This is a genomic window from Psychrobacter sp. UBA2514, assembly GCF_002341255.1.
Lineage (GTDB): Bacteria > Pseudomonadota > Gammaproteobacteria > Pseudomonadales > Moraxellaceae > Psychrobacter > Psychrobacter pacificensis.
Window position 1 is genome coordinate 30,044 of record NZ_DDNS01000016.1, and the last position, 16,056, is coordinate 46,099.

Annotated in this window: 13 protein-coding genes; 10 read left to right on the forward strand and 3 right to left on the reverse strand. The window is 44.9% G+C overall.

Annotated elements, in window-relative coordinates; translation table 11 throughout:
* The first annotated feature begins 222 nt into the window (after positions 1 to 222).
* Positions 223 to 1,206: an ion transporter gene (locus B3V51_RS05845; protein ID WP_212563654.1), complete on the forward strand. Its 984-nt coding sequence runs from the start codon at positions 223 to 225 to the stop codon at positions 1,204 to 1,206.
* A gap of 133 nt (positions 1,207 to 1,339) precedes the next feature.
* On the opposite strand, the gene B3V51_RS05850 is transcribed toward B3V51_RS05845, so the two are convergent.
* The 3 genes from B3V51_RS05850 to B3V51_RS05860 form a co-directional block, all read right to left on the reverse strand.
* Positions 1,340 to 1,987: a TerD family protein gene (locus B3V51_RS05850; protein ID WP_071001348.1), complete on the reverse strand. Its 648-nt coding sequence runs from the start codon at positions 1,985 to 1,987 to the stop codon at positions 1,340 to 1,342.
* 50 nt (positions 1,988 to 2,037) lie between these two features.
* Positions 2,038 to 3,165 (reverse strand): helix-turn-helix transcriptional regulator, encoded by a 1,128-nt coding sequence (locus B3V51_RS05855; RefSeq protein WP_071001349.1) that lies wholly within the window; start codon positions 3,163 to 3,165, stop codon positions 2,038 to 2,040.
* A gap of 183 nt (positions 3,166 to 3,348) precedes the next feature.
* Positions 3,349 to 6,114 carry an AAA family ATPase gene (locus B3V51_RS05860; RefSeq protein WP_414706366.1) on the reverse strand — a complete coding sequence of 922 codons (2,766 nt, stop codon included), beginning with the start codon at positions 6,112 to 6,114 and terminating at the stop codon, positions 3,349 to 3,351.
* A gap of 374 nt (positions 6,115 to 6,488) precedes the next feature.
* On the opposite strand from B3V51_RS05860, the gene rsmG reads away from it, so the two are divergent.
* The 9 genes from rsmG to B3V51_RS05905 all read left to right on the forward strand — a co-directional run bounded on the left by rsmG (position 6,489) and on the right by B3V51_RS05905 (position 15,946).
* Positions 6,489 to 7,205 (forward strand): 16S rRNA (guanine(527)-N(7))-methyltransferase RsmG, encoded by a 717-nt coding sequence (gene rsmG / locus B3V51_RS05865; RefSeq protein WP_286708097.1) that lies wholly within the window; start codon positions 6,489 to 6,491, stop codon positions 7,203 to 7,205.
* A 259-nt stretch (positions 7,206 to 7,464) separates the two neighbouring features.
* Positions 7,465 to 8,244 carry a ParA family protein gene (locus B3V51_RS05870; RefSeq protein WP_186474724.1) on the forward strand — a complete coding sequence of 260 codons (780 nt, stop codon included), beginning with the start codon at positions 7,465 to 7,467 and terminating at the stop codon, positions 8,242 to 8,244.
* Between the two features lie 104 nt (positions 8,245 to 8,348).
* Positions 8,349 to 9,485, forward strand: a complete 1,137-nt coding sequence (locus B3V51_RS05875; protein ID WP_286708098.1) for a ParB/RepB/Spo0J family partition protein — start codon at positions 8,349 to 8,351, stop codon at positions 9,483 to 9,485.
* Between the two features lie 107 nt (positions 9,486 to 9,592).
* Positions 9,593 to 10,306 carry a MotA/TolQ/ExbB proton channel family protein gene (locus tag B3V51_RS05880; RefSeq protein WP_286708099.1) on the forward strand — a complete coding sequence of 238 codons (714 nt, stop codon included), beginning with the start codon at positions 9,593 to 9,595 and terminating at the stop codon, positions 10,304 to 10,306.
* A 72-nt stretch (positions 10,307 to 10,378) separates the two neighbouring features.
* Positions 10,379 to 10,810 (forward strand): ExbD/TolR family protein, encoded by a 432-nt coding sequence (locus tag B3V51_RS05885; RefSeq protein WP_058024949.1) that lies wholly within the window; start codon positions 10,379 to 10,381, stop codon positions 10,808 to 10,810.
* Positions 10,811 to 10,886: 76 nt separating this feature from the next.
* Positions 10,887 to 12,674: a lipid A export permease/ATP-binding protein MsbA gene (msbA, locus tag B3V51_RS05890; RefSeq protein WP_071001355.1), complete on the forward strand. Its 1,788-nt coding sequence runs from the start codon at positions 10,887 to 10,889 to the stop codon at positions 12,672 to 12,674.
* Positions 12,675 to 12,740: 66 nt separating this feature from the next.
* Positions 12,741 to 13,871, forward strand: coding sequence for a tetraacyldisaccharide 4'-kinase (gene lpxK / locus B3V51_RS05895; protein ID WP_286708100.1), 1,131 nt, complete (start codon positions 12,741 to 12,743; stop codon positions 13,869 to 13,871).
* A gap of 45 nt (positions 13,872 to 13,916) precedes the next feature.
* On the forward strand, positions 13,917 to 14,729 hold the full coding sequence (gene kdsB / locus B3V51_RS05900; protein ID WP_286708101.1) for a 3-deoxy-manno-octulosonate cytidylyltransferase: 813 nt from the start codon (positions 13,917 to 13,919) through the stop codon (positions 14,727 to 14,729).
* An 86-nt stretch (positions 14,730 to 14,815) separates the two neighbouring features.
* Entirely contained in the window at positions 14,816 to 15,946 is a 1,131-nt protein-coding gene (locus B3V51_RS05905; protein ID WP_286708102.1) for a DNA polymerase III subunit delta', read from the forward strand.
* The last annotated feature ends 110 nt before the right edge of the window (positions 15,947 to 16,056 follow it).

Genomic DNA, 16,056 nt, shown 5'->3' on the forward strand with positions numbered 1-16,056 from the left:
TTTTAATATTGATTGACTATAGCGGCTGCTGATGAACAGGCGATAAGCCAATGCCATGCTGGGTCATGTCAAATAGTTGATATTTTCGTATTGATCAAAGTGCATTGATAAAAGCGCATTGAATAAAGCGTGCGCTTTTGATGATAGAGCGCTTGAACACCTTGCAAGGCAGTTAATTTATTTTATTTATATAATACCGGTATTTCACCGAATAGGGACGGCATGCTACTCCAATCTATAAGGCGCTTACGTCATTTTGTTTATGATACGTTGCAAAATGATGAACATGACACTTTATTTAGCCGCTATATTGATTATTTTCTCATATTTTTGATTATGACCAATGTGGCAGCTGTGATTGCTGAGTCAGTTGACAGCTGGTACTACCCTTATCAAAATTATTTTACTTGGTTTGAAAACTTCTCTATTGTGGTCTTTTCTATTGAATATTTGCTGCGACTATGGAGTGTTGCTGAAGCCAAACCGGACAATACAACGTGGAAACAGCGTTGGGATTGGATCAGAAGTCCTTCCGCACTCATTGACTTGGTAGCCATTGTTCCAGCCTTCTTAAATTTCTTCGTCAATATTGATCTGCGTTTCTTACGTATTTTGCGTTTGTTCCGTATTCTCAAACTGACCCGCTATTTTGCGTCCATGCGTATCCTGCTAGTGGTCATCAGTAAAGAGCGCGGTTCGTTCCAAGCGGTTATTTTTATATTGATTATTATGATTGTGACTGCCTCGAGTGGCATTTATTTGGTCGAAAACCATGCGCAGCCAGAAGAGTTTGAGTCAATACCCAAGGCGATGTGGTGGGCTGTAGTAACGCTCACGACCGTGGGTTATGGAGATGTCACACCAATCACTAATGCTGGCAAGATATTGGGTGCTATTATTACGATATTGGGTGTGGGTTTGGCGGCACTGCCTGCAGGTATTCTGGCGACAGGTCTGGCAAATGAATTGGTACAACGCCGTGAAGAGCTGGAGCAGCATTTTCGTGAGCAGCTGATCGATAGTGATTTTGATTTGGTACAAAATCAGATGATGATTGACAAGATTCGCCGAGAGTTGGGACTGGATAAAGAGCAAGCACAAAATATTGTACTGCAAGTGCTACGTGAGCAAGAGCTTGAGCGGCGCGAAAAAGAAGTGGAGGTGCGTCAAAAGAATTTTTGCCCGCATTGCGGTGAGGTTTTATAGCTTAGTATCTATCAGGCAATCATAGAAATTTATGCTTAAGATTTCTAGAAACAAGTATATTTGTCAGGAAACATAAAAGGGTACTGTGTGGTTGAGATGCAGTACCCTTTTTAGATTTTATGATCGACTGACGCTATATTCCTTGAGGAATCGGTAGCGCCCGTGCCAATTCATGCGCAACTTCTTGCGCCGCTTTTGAGAGATCTTCTGCGCTCAGTGGTAAATTTTGTAGGGTTAAATGCCAGTCATCAACGGATCGGCGCAAATGAGCCACCCAAAGCGTTTTACAATCACGTGGGAGCTGCTTTAGGTTGACTTCAAAACAGCGGTTACCCTCATCATCACTCAAATGAATCTCACCTTTTTTAACCCTAGAGAGTGAGTGCCCGTGATAGGAGTTGGCAATCAAAGCGATATGAGTGATATGTAAGGGAATTTCTGCTAGCTCTAGTCTGATTTGTTCTTGATCAAGCGGAGCCAAATACATGGCTTGCTCTCCGCGATCCTTGCCATTTAGACTGTCTCCTTGGTGCTTGACGGATTCAGCTTTGTCACGTAATTGTTTGAACCAGACAATATCACTAATGATGCAATTGTCATCATATAATACACAAGCCAAGTCGATATCTACCGCGCTTTTGTCCTTTTTAAAACGTTTAAACAACCCTTTTGGCTCGATCTTAGTAAATTCATAGTTGAGCGCAAAAAATAACGTTCCCGTATCCAAGCCCAGTCCTCTTAAACTGTCGGAAAGCAGCGGTGATGGGGCAGCGGTTGGCATAATATTCCTTTTTTAATTTTTAGTGGTTAACGATTAGTGTCATTCGAGTGTTATTCGTTGTTTGTCATTGCAGGTTGGTCCAATACCGCTTGATAAAGGAGTGCAGGCTTGGCGTCTAACAGTCCACTGCCAAAACCACGTAACCACCAAACCAGCTGTGAGGTCAAATTAACGGTCGCTTTTATTGTTAGGGTGTCGTCGTCGTTTGATGTGACGATTTGATCATCACTCAGCTTGCTCTCAGTGAGGCTTCGGCCTGCTTTTTGGGTAAATTTTAGCTCAACGGCTGTGTTTTTACCACGCTCAGCCAACTCACCAAATAATGGATGACTAAAGCCCATACTGCCTTCATCCAAATACGTATCGAGCTGAAAGTTATCTGGTGTCTTTGCTGCGCTCTCTAAAATCTCGACTCTATCAAATCGATGTAGCGCAAAGGTACGAATGGTGGCATCGGGGTCATCGGTACGAGTCGCCAGTAGATAAATAATCACGCCACGCTGAATGATAGCAATAGGGTTTAGCGTATATTCGCTGGCCTCTGATTTATTGCTGCGAGTGTAGCAAGCATTAATTTGCAGCTGATAAAACAATGCATGGTAAATGTTGTCTTTGCTATCTAAATCTATATCTGGGGCAATAAGTGGCTGGGTCGCAGGCTCGATACGTACACGGTCTATCCATGAATGCGTGACTTTACTGTTTTTGAGCTGTCGTCTTGCTAGATCAAACCACGGAAATAGCTCATCTAAAATCACAGGCGGCAATAGCTGAGTGAGATTGGCCTCGACCATATTAAAAGCAACTGCCTGCGATAGATTCATATGCGGCAAGCTTTGCAGCGGTGCATCTTCCTTCCAGCGCCAACCTTGTGGATTGGCGTTGTTTTTTTCGATAGGAAAGCGTTTGGCCAATGCGTTCAAATCACGTTGCACGGTACGCAGGCTGATGTCAAAACCGGCCATCATGAGCTGTTCATAAATATGAGTCGTACCTACCCAGCGATTGCGCTGTAGCTGTGACAGTACTTGCCATTGACGAGCCGTTGTCGCTGCCCCATAACGATTATCCTGGGTCTCTTTTAACACATCATTTTCTGCCGCCTCTATTGCAACTGCTTGCTCATCAGAATCTGATTGAGCTTGAAGGTTATTGGCATTAGTAGAATGTACAGTCATCAAAAAATACCCTTTATAAAGTCACAGGTTATTGTTCTACAGATTTTGGCTGGTTGTTTATCATCTCAGAAAAGTATCAAAGCGTCTAGGGACGTTCGTATACATTTAGACATCGTTTAGGCGCCGTTTAAGCACCGTCTAAACACGTCCTAATTATCATTTTGGTGTGTTGTCATTGACACTTTAAGCTTCACTGTGCTCACGGTTGTCAGTGACGTCACTATCGTTATTTTCGCCTTTGCGATTTTCTTTTTCTATTTTGTCCTCTTTTTTTTGGCGCTTGGCTTTGCGTTTTTTCTTCTCTTTCTTTTTTGACTTTTTATCATCTACCTCATCGTCGCCGTCTTGGTTCTCATCCCATAACATCAGACGATTTAGGACTTTGCCAAATAGGGTGTCCTTGCGGTAGCGACCTTTTTTATTCATGGTATCGATGGGTAGGCCTGTCATCAAGGTCAATGCTTCACTCAAGGTATAAACGCCATAAATATGGAAGTCGCCGTCTTTTACCGCAGCAATGATATCGTCGCGTAGCATGAGTTGTTTGACATTGGCCATTGGAATGACCACGCCTTGAGCGCCCGTCAACTCTTGCTCACGGCACGCATCAAAAAAGCCGGCGATTTTGGCATTGATACCACCAACCGCTTGTACTTCGCCCAGCTGATTCATAGAACCAGTAATGGCAAAGGATTGATCAATAGGGACATTTGCTAAAGCGGATAGTAGCGCACAACCTTCGCTAACGGTGGCACTATCACCATCGATATGGGCGTAGCTTTGTTCAAACGCGAGCGAAGCGCTGAAGTTTAGTGCATGGTGTTGGCTAAATAACGCGCGCAAATAACTGGTCATGATCAACATACCCTTGGCGTGCAAGCTACCACCCAAGTCTACATCACGCTCGATATCAAGGATTTCACCTGCGCCAATATTGGGCTGAATAACGGCAGTGAGGCGCGCTGGCATGCCAAACTCACTATCGGCATAGCTGACGACGGTCAGGGCGTTGACTTGCCCAACTGCACTACCTTGGGTTTGAATCAGCTGCTGGCCGTTTTTGAGTTCGTCCCAGTATAGATCGCGCAAATATCCTGAGCGCTCATCCATGTCGTCAATTGCCTGAGTGACATGATCTGCTGTCACCATTATCTCATCATTTAAACGAGCGTGACGGTTTGATTCATGCAACAGTTTAATCAACAAATCACTGTGTAGGCTTAAACGGTCCTGCTCTTCAGCTTGCAAGCTTAAATGCTCAAGCAACGTGGCTTGCGCGCTACTATCGAATGGATAGAGATCAGCATAATCGATGATGTCTGCCATTTTCGCTACCAGTGCCAATTCATGCTCGCTGGTGCGCGTCACATCATCATGAAAGTCCGCGCGAACTTTAAACACTGCATCAAACTCAGGCTCAAGCTCAAGCAGCTCATAATATAAGTCTGCTTCACCTAATAAGATCACTTTGATATCAAGATCAATGGGCGCTGGTGATAAAGACAAGCTACCTGTTAGCGTTAGCATTTGCTCAAGGCTTGAGAGCTTAATTTTGCGTGACTGTAGCGCGCGCTTTAGACCTTGCCATGCATAAGGATGCTCAAGTAAATGGCTGGCTTCTAGCAGCAGATAGCCGCCATTGGCACGGTGTAGGGCACCTGCGCGAATCATACTGACATCAGTCGTTACTGTCCCTAATTGAGTGATTTGCTCAACATGACCCAATAAGTTTAGATGGGTTGGTAAGTCTTCAAAGACAACAGGCGCGCCACTGTCTGGTGCGTGACTGACAATGACATTGACCGCGTAACGGCTGGGTGTTGTGGTCAATACAGCCGTCACAAACTCTTCGTCATCGCCGTTAACGATACGCTCTACATGAGTAACCATATCGGCAAATATGGCTTTGAGATAGTCAACCACAAGTGGGTGCGTGGCAAATTGCTCATAAACAGGCGCGAACAAAGGCTGTAGTGCACGGCGTGCGATACTGCGATGCAGTGATTCTATCGCATCGTTGGCTTCGTCTTCTAACTGCTCCAACGCAATGGTTAGCTGACTGAGGCGCTTTTGCATATGGTTTTTTTGGACAAAGTTATTTAACTCAGCCTCGTACTCACTGTTACCATACTCAGAATTTTGAGCGTTGTTTTGCTCTTCATCATGGTTAGTCTTATCGTTGCTCAATATATTGGCTTTTTCGTTATCATTTCTTGGCGACGAATTTGCACTGTTGCTAGATGATTCTGAAGCCTTTACAGGGTCGCTACTACTGTCTGTCGTCAACTGACTGGGATGGACGAAAACTGCCTTGTTATCAAACGAGCGAAACGTCAAGGCGAGGTCATACTGTTTGCCCTCAGCGTTTAGCGCGTCGTAAGCATGACTCTCTTTTTGATGCGTATTATTTTTAATCGCTTCGATTTTACTTTGGTATTGGTCGCTACGAAAGCGTTGGCTTAGTCGCTTTTTTGCCTGTTGCCACAAGTTATTGACCTGCTGTTGTAGCAAGGCAGCTTGCCCTGCAGGTAGACGTAGAGCCTGTGGCGTACGCGGATCGGTAAAATTGTGCACATAAACCCAATCATCAGGCGTTGGTGCGTCGGCGGCAATACGGGCCAACAGGCGACTGATGACGGTACGCTTACCCAAGCCGTTCTCGCCAGCAGCAAACACATGATAGCCACTTGCTTTGATGTCTAGCGCTGTGTGCAGGGCTTTGAGCGCACGCTGTTGACCGAAGCCAACATCTAAGTCAGGCGCAGTACGTGTGTCTGTAGGCAGCTCATCAGGGTCGCTATAGCGTTTTAGTTGCTCAGCCGAAATACGGCAGCTTTTTTGAACCTCAGTAAAAATAGGATTTGGGGCGTTAGATATTACTGGTTTATCGTCTTGTGAGTCAGCGGTAGGTGGTACCATATTATTAGCGTCTTTTGATATTTGAGACATAAGGGGGTAGGGTCGTTCGGTCATAGGCGTTTAAGAGATCATCTTAGCAATAGTAACAGAGTTAAAGAAGCAGTACGGTATTATAAAAAAGCGCTTCTTAGATTTTTATAATCAAGCAGAATATCTTACAAGATATGGCCACAATTTAGCGAAATCATTGAGCATACTTTTGTATCATGGTGAGATAACTATGTAGCAATAGGCGACTGGAGCATAAATTAAGCGGAAGTTTTGCGCTATTAAAGTAGAATAACGCCTCACAAACCGTGCAGATAGTATAAGATGTCCCACATTGGCGCAATCTGCAACTATTCAATGAGCAGACTGCATGATAAAATAGGCGGTTCACATGTCAAAACTGGATAACTCGTTGTATGTCAGCTTCCGCTAAAACCTCTTCGTCGTCTACTAGCACGGGTAATATCAATATTGATCCGACTGGCTTTGTGAAGCTTGGCTCACAATTGCCAAAGCTGGCCAGTATCTTAGCCCAAGCCGTAAATGAGCTAAGTCTATCACTAAGTGAGAAACAGCAGCGCACGTTATTATTATACTTAGACCAGCTTTTGTTGTGGAATAAAGCGTATAATCTGACCGCCATCACCGATCCAGAAGAAGCGCTGATCAAACATGTGATTGATTGCTTGTCTATTATAACGCATTTGCCGACAGGGTCGCTGCTTGATATCGGTACAGGTGCAGGGTTGCCTGCGGTGATTATTGCGATTTGTCAGCCTGAGCGCTCGTGTACCGCCCTTGATAGTAATCAAAAAAAGATTCGCTTTATTAAGCAGATCAGCAGTGAGCTTGGCTTACGTAATATGCAACCGATCGCTTCGCGTATCGAAGCGCACGAAGCCAGCTATGATGTGGTGACGTCTAGAGCGTTTGCCAGTTTGATAGATTTTGTTGAAGTAGCGCAGCCGAGATTGGCAGATGACGGTTATTTGTGTGCTATGAAAGGCAAAGCGCCGAGCGATGAAGAGCTACAAGCGCTTGATAGTGATTGGCATATTAAGACGATTAAGCTGACAGTGCCGTGTCTGCATGATAGTCGTCATTTGATTGAAATGTCTGCTAAAAATGCCTGAAAGGTAGATACTTCCCAGTCATGAAACAGCAGTCGTTTTTTGTGAAACGCAGTTTACGTTTGTACCTAAATGGCATAGTATTTAAAAGGCACTGAAAATATACAAACGAAAATTGGGTAATTTATAAAAGAATTTTTTTATAAATGGCTGCCTTTCATGAAGCGCTGATTTAGTAGCACTGCATAAGCATATAAGATTGAGCGGCAAATAAATTAAAAGAAAAAGTCAGTAACAGACCTTAATAAAATTGAGTGAGTGTATGGAAATCATAGCAATTGCGAATCAAAAAGGCGGCGTGGGCAAAACCACGACGGCGGTAAACTTGACCGCCAGTTTAGCTGCTAAGCGCAAGCACGTACTACTGATTGACTTAGACCCACAGGGCAATGCAACCAGCGGTACGGGTGTCGACAAAAACGAGCTGACGCTTACCATAGCCGATGTTTTACTGGATGGTGTAGCGCTGTCAGAAGCCATTGTGACCAGTCCGGCAGGGTTTGATGTGATCGGTGCCAATCGTGATTTGGCTGGTATGGACATCACATTGATGAGTAAAACGGACAGTCACGAGCTGTTCAAAACGGCGATGAAAAATCTGGTTGATGCGCAGACATCCTCGCAACAGCCGCCATACGATTACGTGATTATAGACTGTGCACCCAGTTTGAACCTACTGACGATTAATGCCTTGGTTGCAACTGATAGTGTGATTATCCCAATGCAGTGTGAATATTATGCACTAGAAGGGCTAGCAGATTTATCACAGACGATTGAGCGTCTTACTGAATTAAACCCTAAGTTATACATTCGCGGTGTTGTGAGAACGCTGTTTGATGCGCGTAACACGCTTGCCCGTGATGTGTCTGCTGAATTAGAAGCGCACTTTGGCGATATTATGTATAAGACTCATATCCCAAGAAACATTCGCCTAGCAGAAGCACCCGCGCATGGTCTGCCAGTGATTGCTTATGAGAGATGGTCAAAAGGCGCGCGCGCCTATCAAAAATTGGCCGCTGAAGTGATGAAGCAAAGTAGCTAGTTTTTCTATAAAAGCTTTCGAACAATAAAGCACTTAACATTGTATTTAGTAAGCCGCAGCAGTAATCAATTGGCTTTTATTTTAGCGTTAGAGGATAGGTAATCATGGCGAAGAAAAGAGGGTTGGCTGCCAATCGAGGCTTAGATGCCTTATTAGGGTCAATCAAGAAAGAAAAGCAAATCACCGCCTCTGCCTTGCAAGATGATATGGCTGCACGCGATGTGGCCGTGCCAGCTGAAACGCTAGATAGCAACATGCCTGTGAAAACTGCCCCCGACGATGCGGCTGCGCCCAAAGCCAGTAAAAAATCGGCTGCAAAATCCACTGATAATGACACTACTGTCAGTAATAGCACTCGTTCATCACGTGTGACAAGCAAGACGGCTATCAACAAAACGCGTGGTAATAGCACAGACGTAAACGCTTCAGAGGATCAAATCAGCCTCGTGCAGATTGATGTCACGCGTCTACAAGCAGGTAAGTATCAACCGCGCCGTGACATGAGTGAAACGGCACTGGCAGAATTGGCATCTTCTATTGAGCAGCATGGCGTGATGCAGCCCATCGTTATCCGCCCATTGCTCGCCAATGAAGATAAGAGTGAAGCATTTGTCACTCATGAAATTATCGCTGGCGAACGTCGCTGGCGCGCGGCAAAAATGGCGGGCAAGTCGGTTATTCCAGCGATTGAGCGTGCGTTATCTGATGAGCTTGCTATTGCACTGGCCTTAATTGAGAATATCCAGCGTGAAGATTTGTCTGTGATCGAGCAGGCAGCCGCGTTGCAGCGCTTTCATACAGAGTTTGGTATGAGCCATGCGATGATTGCTGAAGTGGTGGGCAAGGCGCGTACAACGGTATCGAATTTACTACGCCTAAATCAATTGCATGATACGGTAAAAGATCATTTGGCAAATAGCGCACTAGACATGGGTCACGCTCGAACGCTTTTAGCATTGTCTTCTGAGCAGCAGCCAATCATTGCACAAAAAATCATCGATGGCGGTATGACGGTGCGAGAAGCTGAAAAGCTGGTCAAATCCATTTTGAACCCTATACCCAAGGCCAACCGTGTCGAACAAGCACAGTCTCGTGACGAAGAGCGTCTCACGCAAAGATTGACAGATATGTTGGGTGCTGAAGTCAAGCTTAAGCACAAAAAAGACGGGCAGGGTAGTGTTGAGATCTTTTTTCACAGTCAAGACCAGTTAGCTGCTTTGATTAAACACATAGAAGCATAGGCTTAAGACAATACGCAAGCTAGTAGGACTGATTTATTAGTAACGACTATTTACGTATAAATCCATCTACGTAACAACTGTTTTTAAAAATATGGAAGAGAGCAAATATGTGGGAGTTAGTAAAGGCAGGCGGCTGGCTAATGACACCTATTGTCGTCTGCTCTATATTGGCATTGGTTATCATTATTGAGCGTAGTCATACATTGCAATTTAGCAAGACTGTGCCTAGCAGACTGCGTGAGCAGCTCATCACTCGCCTACGCGAAAATGGCGATATCGGCCGTACACAATTGATGAATGTCAAAGAGAAGACGGCGCTTGGTGATATTTTGGCAACGGGGCTGCTCTATCGTCAGTACGGCCTAGAGTCTATGACCATGCATATGCAAAATCGTGCTAGCGTACAAGTCCACCAGCTAGAAAAAAATATCAATATGTTGGGTACAATTGGTGCCATTGCGCCATTGCTTGGATTATTAGGTACGGTATTAGGTATTATTTCTTCATTCTTAGCGATTACTGATGGTGCGATGCAAGATCCAACAATGCTTGCTGCTGGTGTCTCACAAGCGCTAATTACCACGGCTGCTGGTATGATCGTCGCCATCCCAGCGCTTGTCGCGTATCGATACTTTCAGCGGCGTATCATCGACATCAATGCACAGTTCGAGACTCAAGCAGGGCTGATGATTCAAGAGCTATACGACTACCAATTGCTCGACAATACTTACGTAGCGGCACCTGCTAATAGTATGACTACTATTGATGAGCGTGCTACTGATCGATTAGATGTAGATAAAATCAATATGGCGACAATATAATTGTCATAGTTTTGATCCTGAGTTTGATGCTCAAAGTACGTTCGTAATAGCAGGTAAGTAGAAGAGATTCATATGCGCTTTAGAAAACCGACTGTTGAGCCGCTTGAAATTAATCTGACGCCCATGATTGATTGCTTATTGTTTTTAATCGTCTTTTTACTACTGGCTACTTCTTTTAATCATTTTAGTCGTTTAAATATTATCCTTCCTGAAGCAGAAGGTGTGGCGCAGACAGAGCAAAAAAATAGTATAGAAGTAGCTGTACAAGAAGATGGCAGTTATTTGGTGAATGGTATTACGCTTGCTAGTAGTAACGAGGCTGAACTGACCAGCATGTTGCAGCAAGAAGCAGGAAGCAATCGCGATATGCTATTTGTCATCGCAGCGGATGCCAACGCTACCCATCAATCGGTCGTACGGGTGATGGATGTTGCTGGTAAACTCGGATTTTTGAACTTAAATATCAGCACCGTTGTCCCACTTGGTCAAACTTTGCCGCAATAATATTTGCCGCATCATTACTATAAACTGTGTATCAAGCACAGCCCATTCATGTCATGACACCTACATTGAGGCTTTTATGAGCCAAGCTTATACACCTGACTCTACAAAACCTTCTGCTAAAAAACCTTCAGCAGCCCCGTCTAATCCGCCAAAAAGTAAAACTTTACTGCGTCTATTAAAATATCTAAAACCGTATTGGTGGGCTTTGCTACTGACTGTTTTGGGCTTTGCTATCAACGCAGGAACTGAGATTTGGATTGCCAAGCTGTTGCAATACATTACTGATGCCATTAACCAAAGTGATCGAAGCAAACAGGCGTTATTTCCATTACTCATCATTGCGCTATTTTTCGTACGCGGTTTGGGCAGTTTTTTGGGTAACTATTACTCGGCTTTGGTCTCACGTAATTTGGTTTATGAGCTGCGGGTCGAGGTTTTTAATAAGCTACTGCGCTTGCCAAGTTCATTCTATTTGGCCAATCCTGCTGGTACGATCTCATCCAAGTTGATATTTGATGTTGAGCAAGTCACTGCTGCCAGTACAGACTCAATGAAGACCTTGCTGCGTGATGGTTTGACGGTTGTGGCATTGATAGGGTTTTTGCTTTATAGCAACTGGCGCTTGACTCTAATCCTATTTGTCGTATTGCCACCAATACTATGGCTCATTCGCATTGCCTCCAAGCGTTATCTTAAGCTCTCTAAAGGTATCCAAAAAACGATGGGTAGTGTCAGTCATATTACCAATGAGGTCATCAGTGGCTATCAGGTGGTAAAGAATTATGGCGGACAAGCATATGAAGCCGAGCGCTTTGATAAGACTTCAAAAAAGAACTTACGTCAAGGCATGAAGGTGGTCGTCACCAATAGCATCAATACCCCAGCAGTACAGCTGCTGATGGCGATAGCGATGTCGGTGGTGGTATGGCTTGCATTGAGACCTTCAGTTATTAGCGGTATTTCAGCAGGTGAGTTCATATCCTATATTGCAGCGGCGGGTTTACTGAGTAAGCCGGTCCGTTCATTGACTGATGTCAATCAAAAACTGCAAAAAGGTATTGCTGCTGGTGAGTCGATTTTTGCATTACTTGATGAGCCAGAAGAGGAAGATACAGGCACTATCAGCAAGGCGTTATCTGGTCAGATGTCTTTGGATAATATCAGTTTGGTATATCCAGATTCGACAGTTGCTCTACGTGATTTTACGTTAAATATAAAAGCAGGTGAGACGGTTGCATTGGTAGGACGAAGTGGAGCAGGTAAGTCCTCCTTAGTGAATCTTTTAACGCGTACTCTGGAGACATCTTCTGGGCAAATTACTTTAGATGGTGTGCCGATAGACCAGATTAAGCTAGAGAGCTTGCGCGCACAAATTGCGATGGTGAATCAGCAAGTCGTACTATTTAATACCACAGTATTTAATAACATTGCTTATGGGGGATTGGCCAACAAGAGCCAAGCTGAGGTCGAGGAGGCTGCAAAAGCGGCTTTCGCGCATGACTTTATCATGAAAATGCCAAACGGCTATCAAAGCGAGATTGGGGCCGAAGGGCTCCAGCTGTCTGGCGGCCAGCGTCAACGACTATCTATTGCTCGTGCGCTGTTAAAAGATGCGCCGATTCTGATTTTGGATGAAGCCACCAGTGCGCTTGATAATGAGTCAGAGTATTATATTCAGCAAGCGCTCGATAACGTCATGAAAAACCGTACGACGCTAGTGATTGCGCACCGCTTAACGACTATTGAATCTGCGGATCGTATTGCTGTGATGGATGGTGGTCAGATAGTTGAGCTTGGTACCCATAATGAGCTGATGCAGCTGCAAGGCCATTATGCGCAAATGTATGCTCGAGACTTTGAGTAGAATAGATTTATTTGATAAAGCGTCAACGCCTAAGCAGCGAATCGATAGGATACATGGCAATTATTCATGAGTATTGAGACGATAATTACTAATGCATGGCAACGTAAGGCCGCTTGGTTATGGCTGTTGCTACCTATTAGCTGGCTTTATGGACTAATCACCTTGCTTCGTCGTCACGCCTATAAAGTTGGGCTGCTATCAAGTTATCGCGCACCTATACCCGTCATGGTCATTGGTAATATCAGTGTGGGCGGTAGCGGCAAAACACCGTTAATTATCGCCTTGGTCAATCACTTGCAAAAACGAGGCATAAAAGTCGGCGTCATCAGCCGCGGTTATGGTGGCGATACGAGCCAAATGCCAGCATTGGTCAATGCCACCAGTTTGCCTAACGTAGTAGGCGACGAGCCATGTTTGATTGTTCATATGACAGGCGTTGCCATGGCAGTATGCCCGAATCGTCAGCAAGCGATTACTACCTTGTTGGATGCTGAACCTGATTTGCAATTGATTATCGCTGACGATGGTTTGCAACATTATGCGCTCAAGCGGGATATAGAGTGGATTGTGGTAGATGCCGCGCGAGGGTTTGGTAATGAGCAATTATTGCCAACCGGATTTTTGCGTGAGCCAATGTCACGACTAGAAGGTGCTCATGTGATTTATCATGACAAGCCAAAAACAGACTTGTCGCATTATCATGAAAGCAGTAAAAATTCACACCCTCCTGAGCACTTGACCATGCATTTGCAAGCTGATGAATTGCAACATCTATGGAGTCCTCAATCACCTATTAAGCAAATAGATAATGTCGTTCCTGCCAGCAATAGTAGAGTACACGCAGTCAGTGGTATCGGCTATCCACAGCGTTTTTTTGATACGTTGGAGTCTCTTGGTTTTGACGTGATAGGGCATCCTTATCCTGATCACTATGACTTTAGTTTGGCTGAGCTTTTACAATACAGCGATTATCCTATCGTCGTTACCAGTAAAGATGCGGTAAAAATAAAAGCATTGTTGTCAGACTATACGGCGGAGCAAGCATCAAGTGATGAGTATGCACAGCTCGTTAGCAGGTTGTGGGTTTTGCCTGTGACGGCCGTATTATCCGATAACTGTTATGATAATCTAAACCAGCAATTAAAAGCTTTGGGTATTGAGGCTGACTCTGATGTTGGTACAAAAACGCCATCATAGATAATAGTCAATACGTCAAACTGACACAATTTTTAGGAATAAACCATGTCGCTTGTCACCACACCTGCCAAAACCCATATTGTGATTCCTGCACGCTTTAAGAGCACACGGTTACCCGGTAAGCCATTATTGAGCATTCATGGCAAACCGATGATACTTTGGGTGGCTGAAAAGGCAAAAACAGCAACCTTTGCTGACGATATGTGTATTGCAACTGATGATGAGCAAATTGCAAAGGTCTGTATCGATGCCGGTTTTGATGTTGTGATGACAAGTAGCGAGCATGCTTCAGGCACTGACCGCTTGGCGGAAGTGGCGGCTATCAAAGGCTGGGCTGATCATGATATTGTGGTCAATATGCAGGGTGATGAACCTCTTGTGCCGCCCTTACTGCTTGAGCAAGTGCAGGCGCTTTTGGTAGCGGATGAGGCCAGCGTCATGGCGACACTCTGTGAGGCTATCGATGATTACGATACATTCCAGCGACCTTCTGTGGTAAAGGTAGTCAGCCAACATACGAATAATTTGCAGCGCGCGCTTTATTTTAGTCGAGCACCGATTCCTTGTGATCGTGATGTCGTATTGGCGGATGACAATCAAAGACAGCCACCGAAGAACGCATATCGTCATTTGGGTTTATATGCTTACCGCGTTAGTCTATTACAGCAGTTTGTTGCATGGCCACAGACGCCACTTGAGCAGCTTGAAAGCCTAGAGCAGCTACGAGTGCTAGAAAACGGTAAGCTTATCGCCATTGCAGAAGCTGCTTGTCAACTGCCGGCTGGTGTCGATACCCAAGAGGATCTAGACCGTTTAAATGCCATGAGCTTGGCTGATTTTCAAAACCCCGCTAAATAATGGTTTGAGCAAGCGCTCGCACATTATTCAGAGTATCGTTAGCGTGCTGCATCCTAAATATCTAAAAACGTGATAGAGCCATTGTTATGAATGATCTGACAGCAAATGTAGGCGCGCAAGAGCGTTCAGACAGTATCTATTTTGCGCCCTTATTGCCATGGCAACAGACGTTGTGGTCACAATTGACTCAGCGAGTATTGACGCAGCAGTCCTTGCCGCATGCATTGCTCGCTGCTGGTATGCAGGGAATGGGTAAACGCGCCTTTGTATGGCGGTTGGTGGCTTGGTTATTATGCCGCGAGCATGATACGAATCCACTAGGCGCATGCGGCACGTGTGAAAGTTGTCAATGGCTCAAGTCGGGTACTCACCCAAGCTTGCAAGTGCTGCCAATCGTGAGTATGCCAATCAATGCGGATAGCGACACCCTCCAAGACAAATCAAGCAGCGCAAAAGACAAAAAAGCCACTAAGAGCACCAGCAACAGCGCGCTTAAAATCAAAGTGGATGACATTCGTGCCTTGCAGCCTTTTATTTATCAAGGCGGGCAAGGGATGCGCATCTGTGTGTTAGATCATGCTGAGCAAATGACCGTCGCCGCTGCCAATGCGTTACTCAAAACCTTGGAGGAGCCGCAAGCGCAAGTTCATCTATTTTTAATCAGTGACACGCCTGCTCAGCTGCTTCCAACCATCAAGAGCCGTGTACAACAGCTGGCATTACAGACGATCGAACTTGCGACTGCTGTTAATTATGTGACACAGGCGCTCGGTCATACCATCAATCGTGAAGCCGTCAGTAAGATGGCGATTGAGCAGTTGATACAATTAGCAAACGGCGCACCTCTCGCTGCGGTAGCATTGGCACAGGCACCGTGGTACAGCAAACGTGCACTGTGGCTGACCACATGGCAGGCACTGCGAAGTGGTAAACGTAGTAGCGTAGCGGCAAGTGATTATTGGCAAAAACAGCTGAGTATTAAAGAGTTTATTCAACTGTCTGAACAGATGCTCCTAGACATAAAGCGCATCTGCCTAGGACTGAGTGAATTACAAACAGATATCAACCTATCAGAAGCATTAGCCTCTTATCAACCCGATGCTCTCAACCTAGAAGTATTCGGCGATAGTTTGCAGCAGACCAAAGTTGCACTGCAACAAAATGTGCAAGAAAAATTTGCTTATGATAAGCTAATGCAAGAATTGGCCTGCTTGTAGGAGTGGTGACATAGCCTTTGTGAGCTATTGGAACTTATTGATATAAATCGCTTTTGTTTATATCTCACAATCATTTATAAAAATATATTTGACCCAATTGATAAAGGAAG

Excerpts from the sequence above, each read along its gene's own strand:
- B3V51_RS05845 (WP_212563654.1), top strand. The coding sequence starts at position 223 with ATGCTACTCCAATCTATAAGGCGCTTACGTCATTTTGTTTATGATACG.
- B3V51_RS05850 (WP_071001348.1), bottom strand. The coding sequence starts at position 1,987 with ATGCCAACCGCTGCCCCATCACCGCTGCTTTCCGACAGTTTAAGAGGA.
- B3V51_RS05855 (WP_071001349.1), bottom strand. The coding sequence starts at position 3,165 with ATGACTGTACATTCTACTAATGCCAATAACCTTCAAGCTCAATCAGAT.
- B3V51_RS05860 (WP_414706366.1), bottom strand. The coding sequence starts at position 6,114 with ATGTCTCAAATATCAAAAGACGCTAATAATATGGTACCACCTACCGCT.
- rsmG (WP_286708097.1), top strand. The coding sequence starts at position 6,489 with ATGTCAGCTTCCGCTAAAACCTCTTCGTCGTCTACTAGCACGGGTAAT.
- B3V51_RS05870 (WP_186474724.1), top strand. The coding sequence starts at position 7,465 with ATGGAAATCATAGCAATTGCGAATCAAAAAGGCGGCGTGGGCAAAACC.
- B3V51_RS05875 (WP_286708098.1), top strand. The coding sequence starts at position 8,349 with ATGGCGAAGAAAAGAGGGTTGGCTGCCAATCGAGGCTTAGATGCCTTA.
- B3V51_RS05880 (WP_286708099.1), top strand. The coding sequence starts at position 9,593 with ATGTGGGAGTTAGTAAAGGCAGGCGGCTGGCTAATGACACCTATTGTC.
- B3V51_RS05885 (WP_058024949.1), top strand. The coding sequence starts at position 10,379 with ATGCGCTTTAGAAAACCGACTGTTGAGCCGCTTGAAATTAATCTGACG.
- msbA (WP_071001355.1), top strand. The coding sequence starts at position 10,887 with ATGAGCCAAGCTTATACACCTGACTCTACAAAACCTTCTGCTAAAAAA.
- lpxK (WP_286708100.1), top strand. The coding sequence starts at position 12,741 with ATGAGTATTGAGACGATAATTACTAATGCATGGCAACGTAAGGCCGCT.
- kdsB (WP_286708101.1), top strand. The coding sequence starts at position 13,917 with ATGTCGCTTGTCACCACACCTGCCAAAACCCATATTGTGATTCCTGCA.
- B3V51_RS05905 (WP_286708102.1), top strand. The coding sequence starts at position 14,816 with ATGAATGATCTGACAGCAAATGTAGGCGCGCAAGAGCGTTCAGACAGT.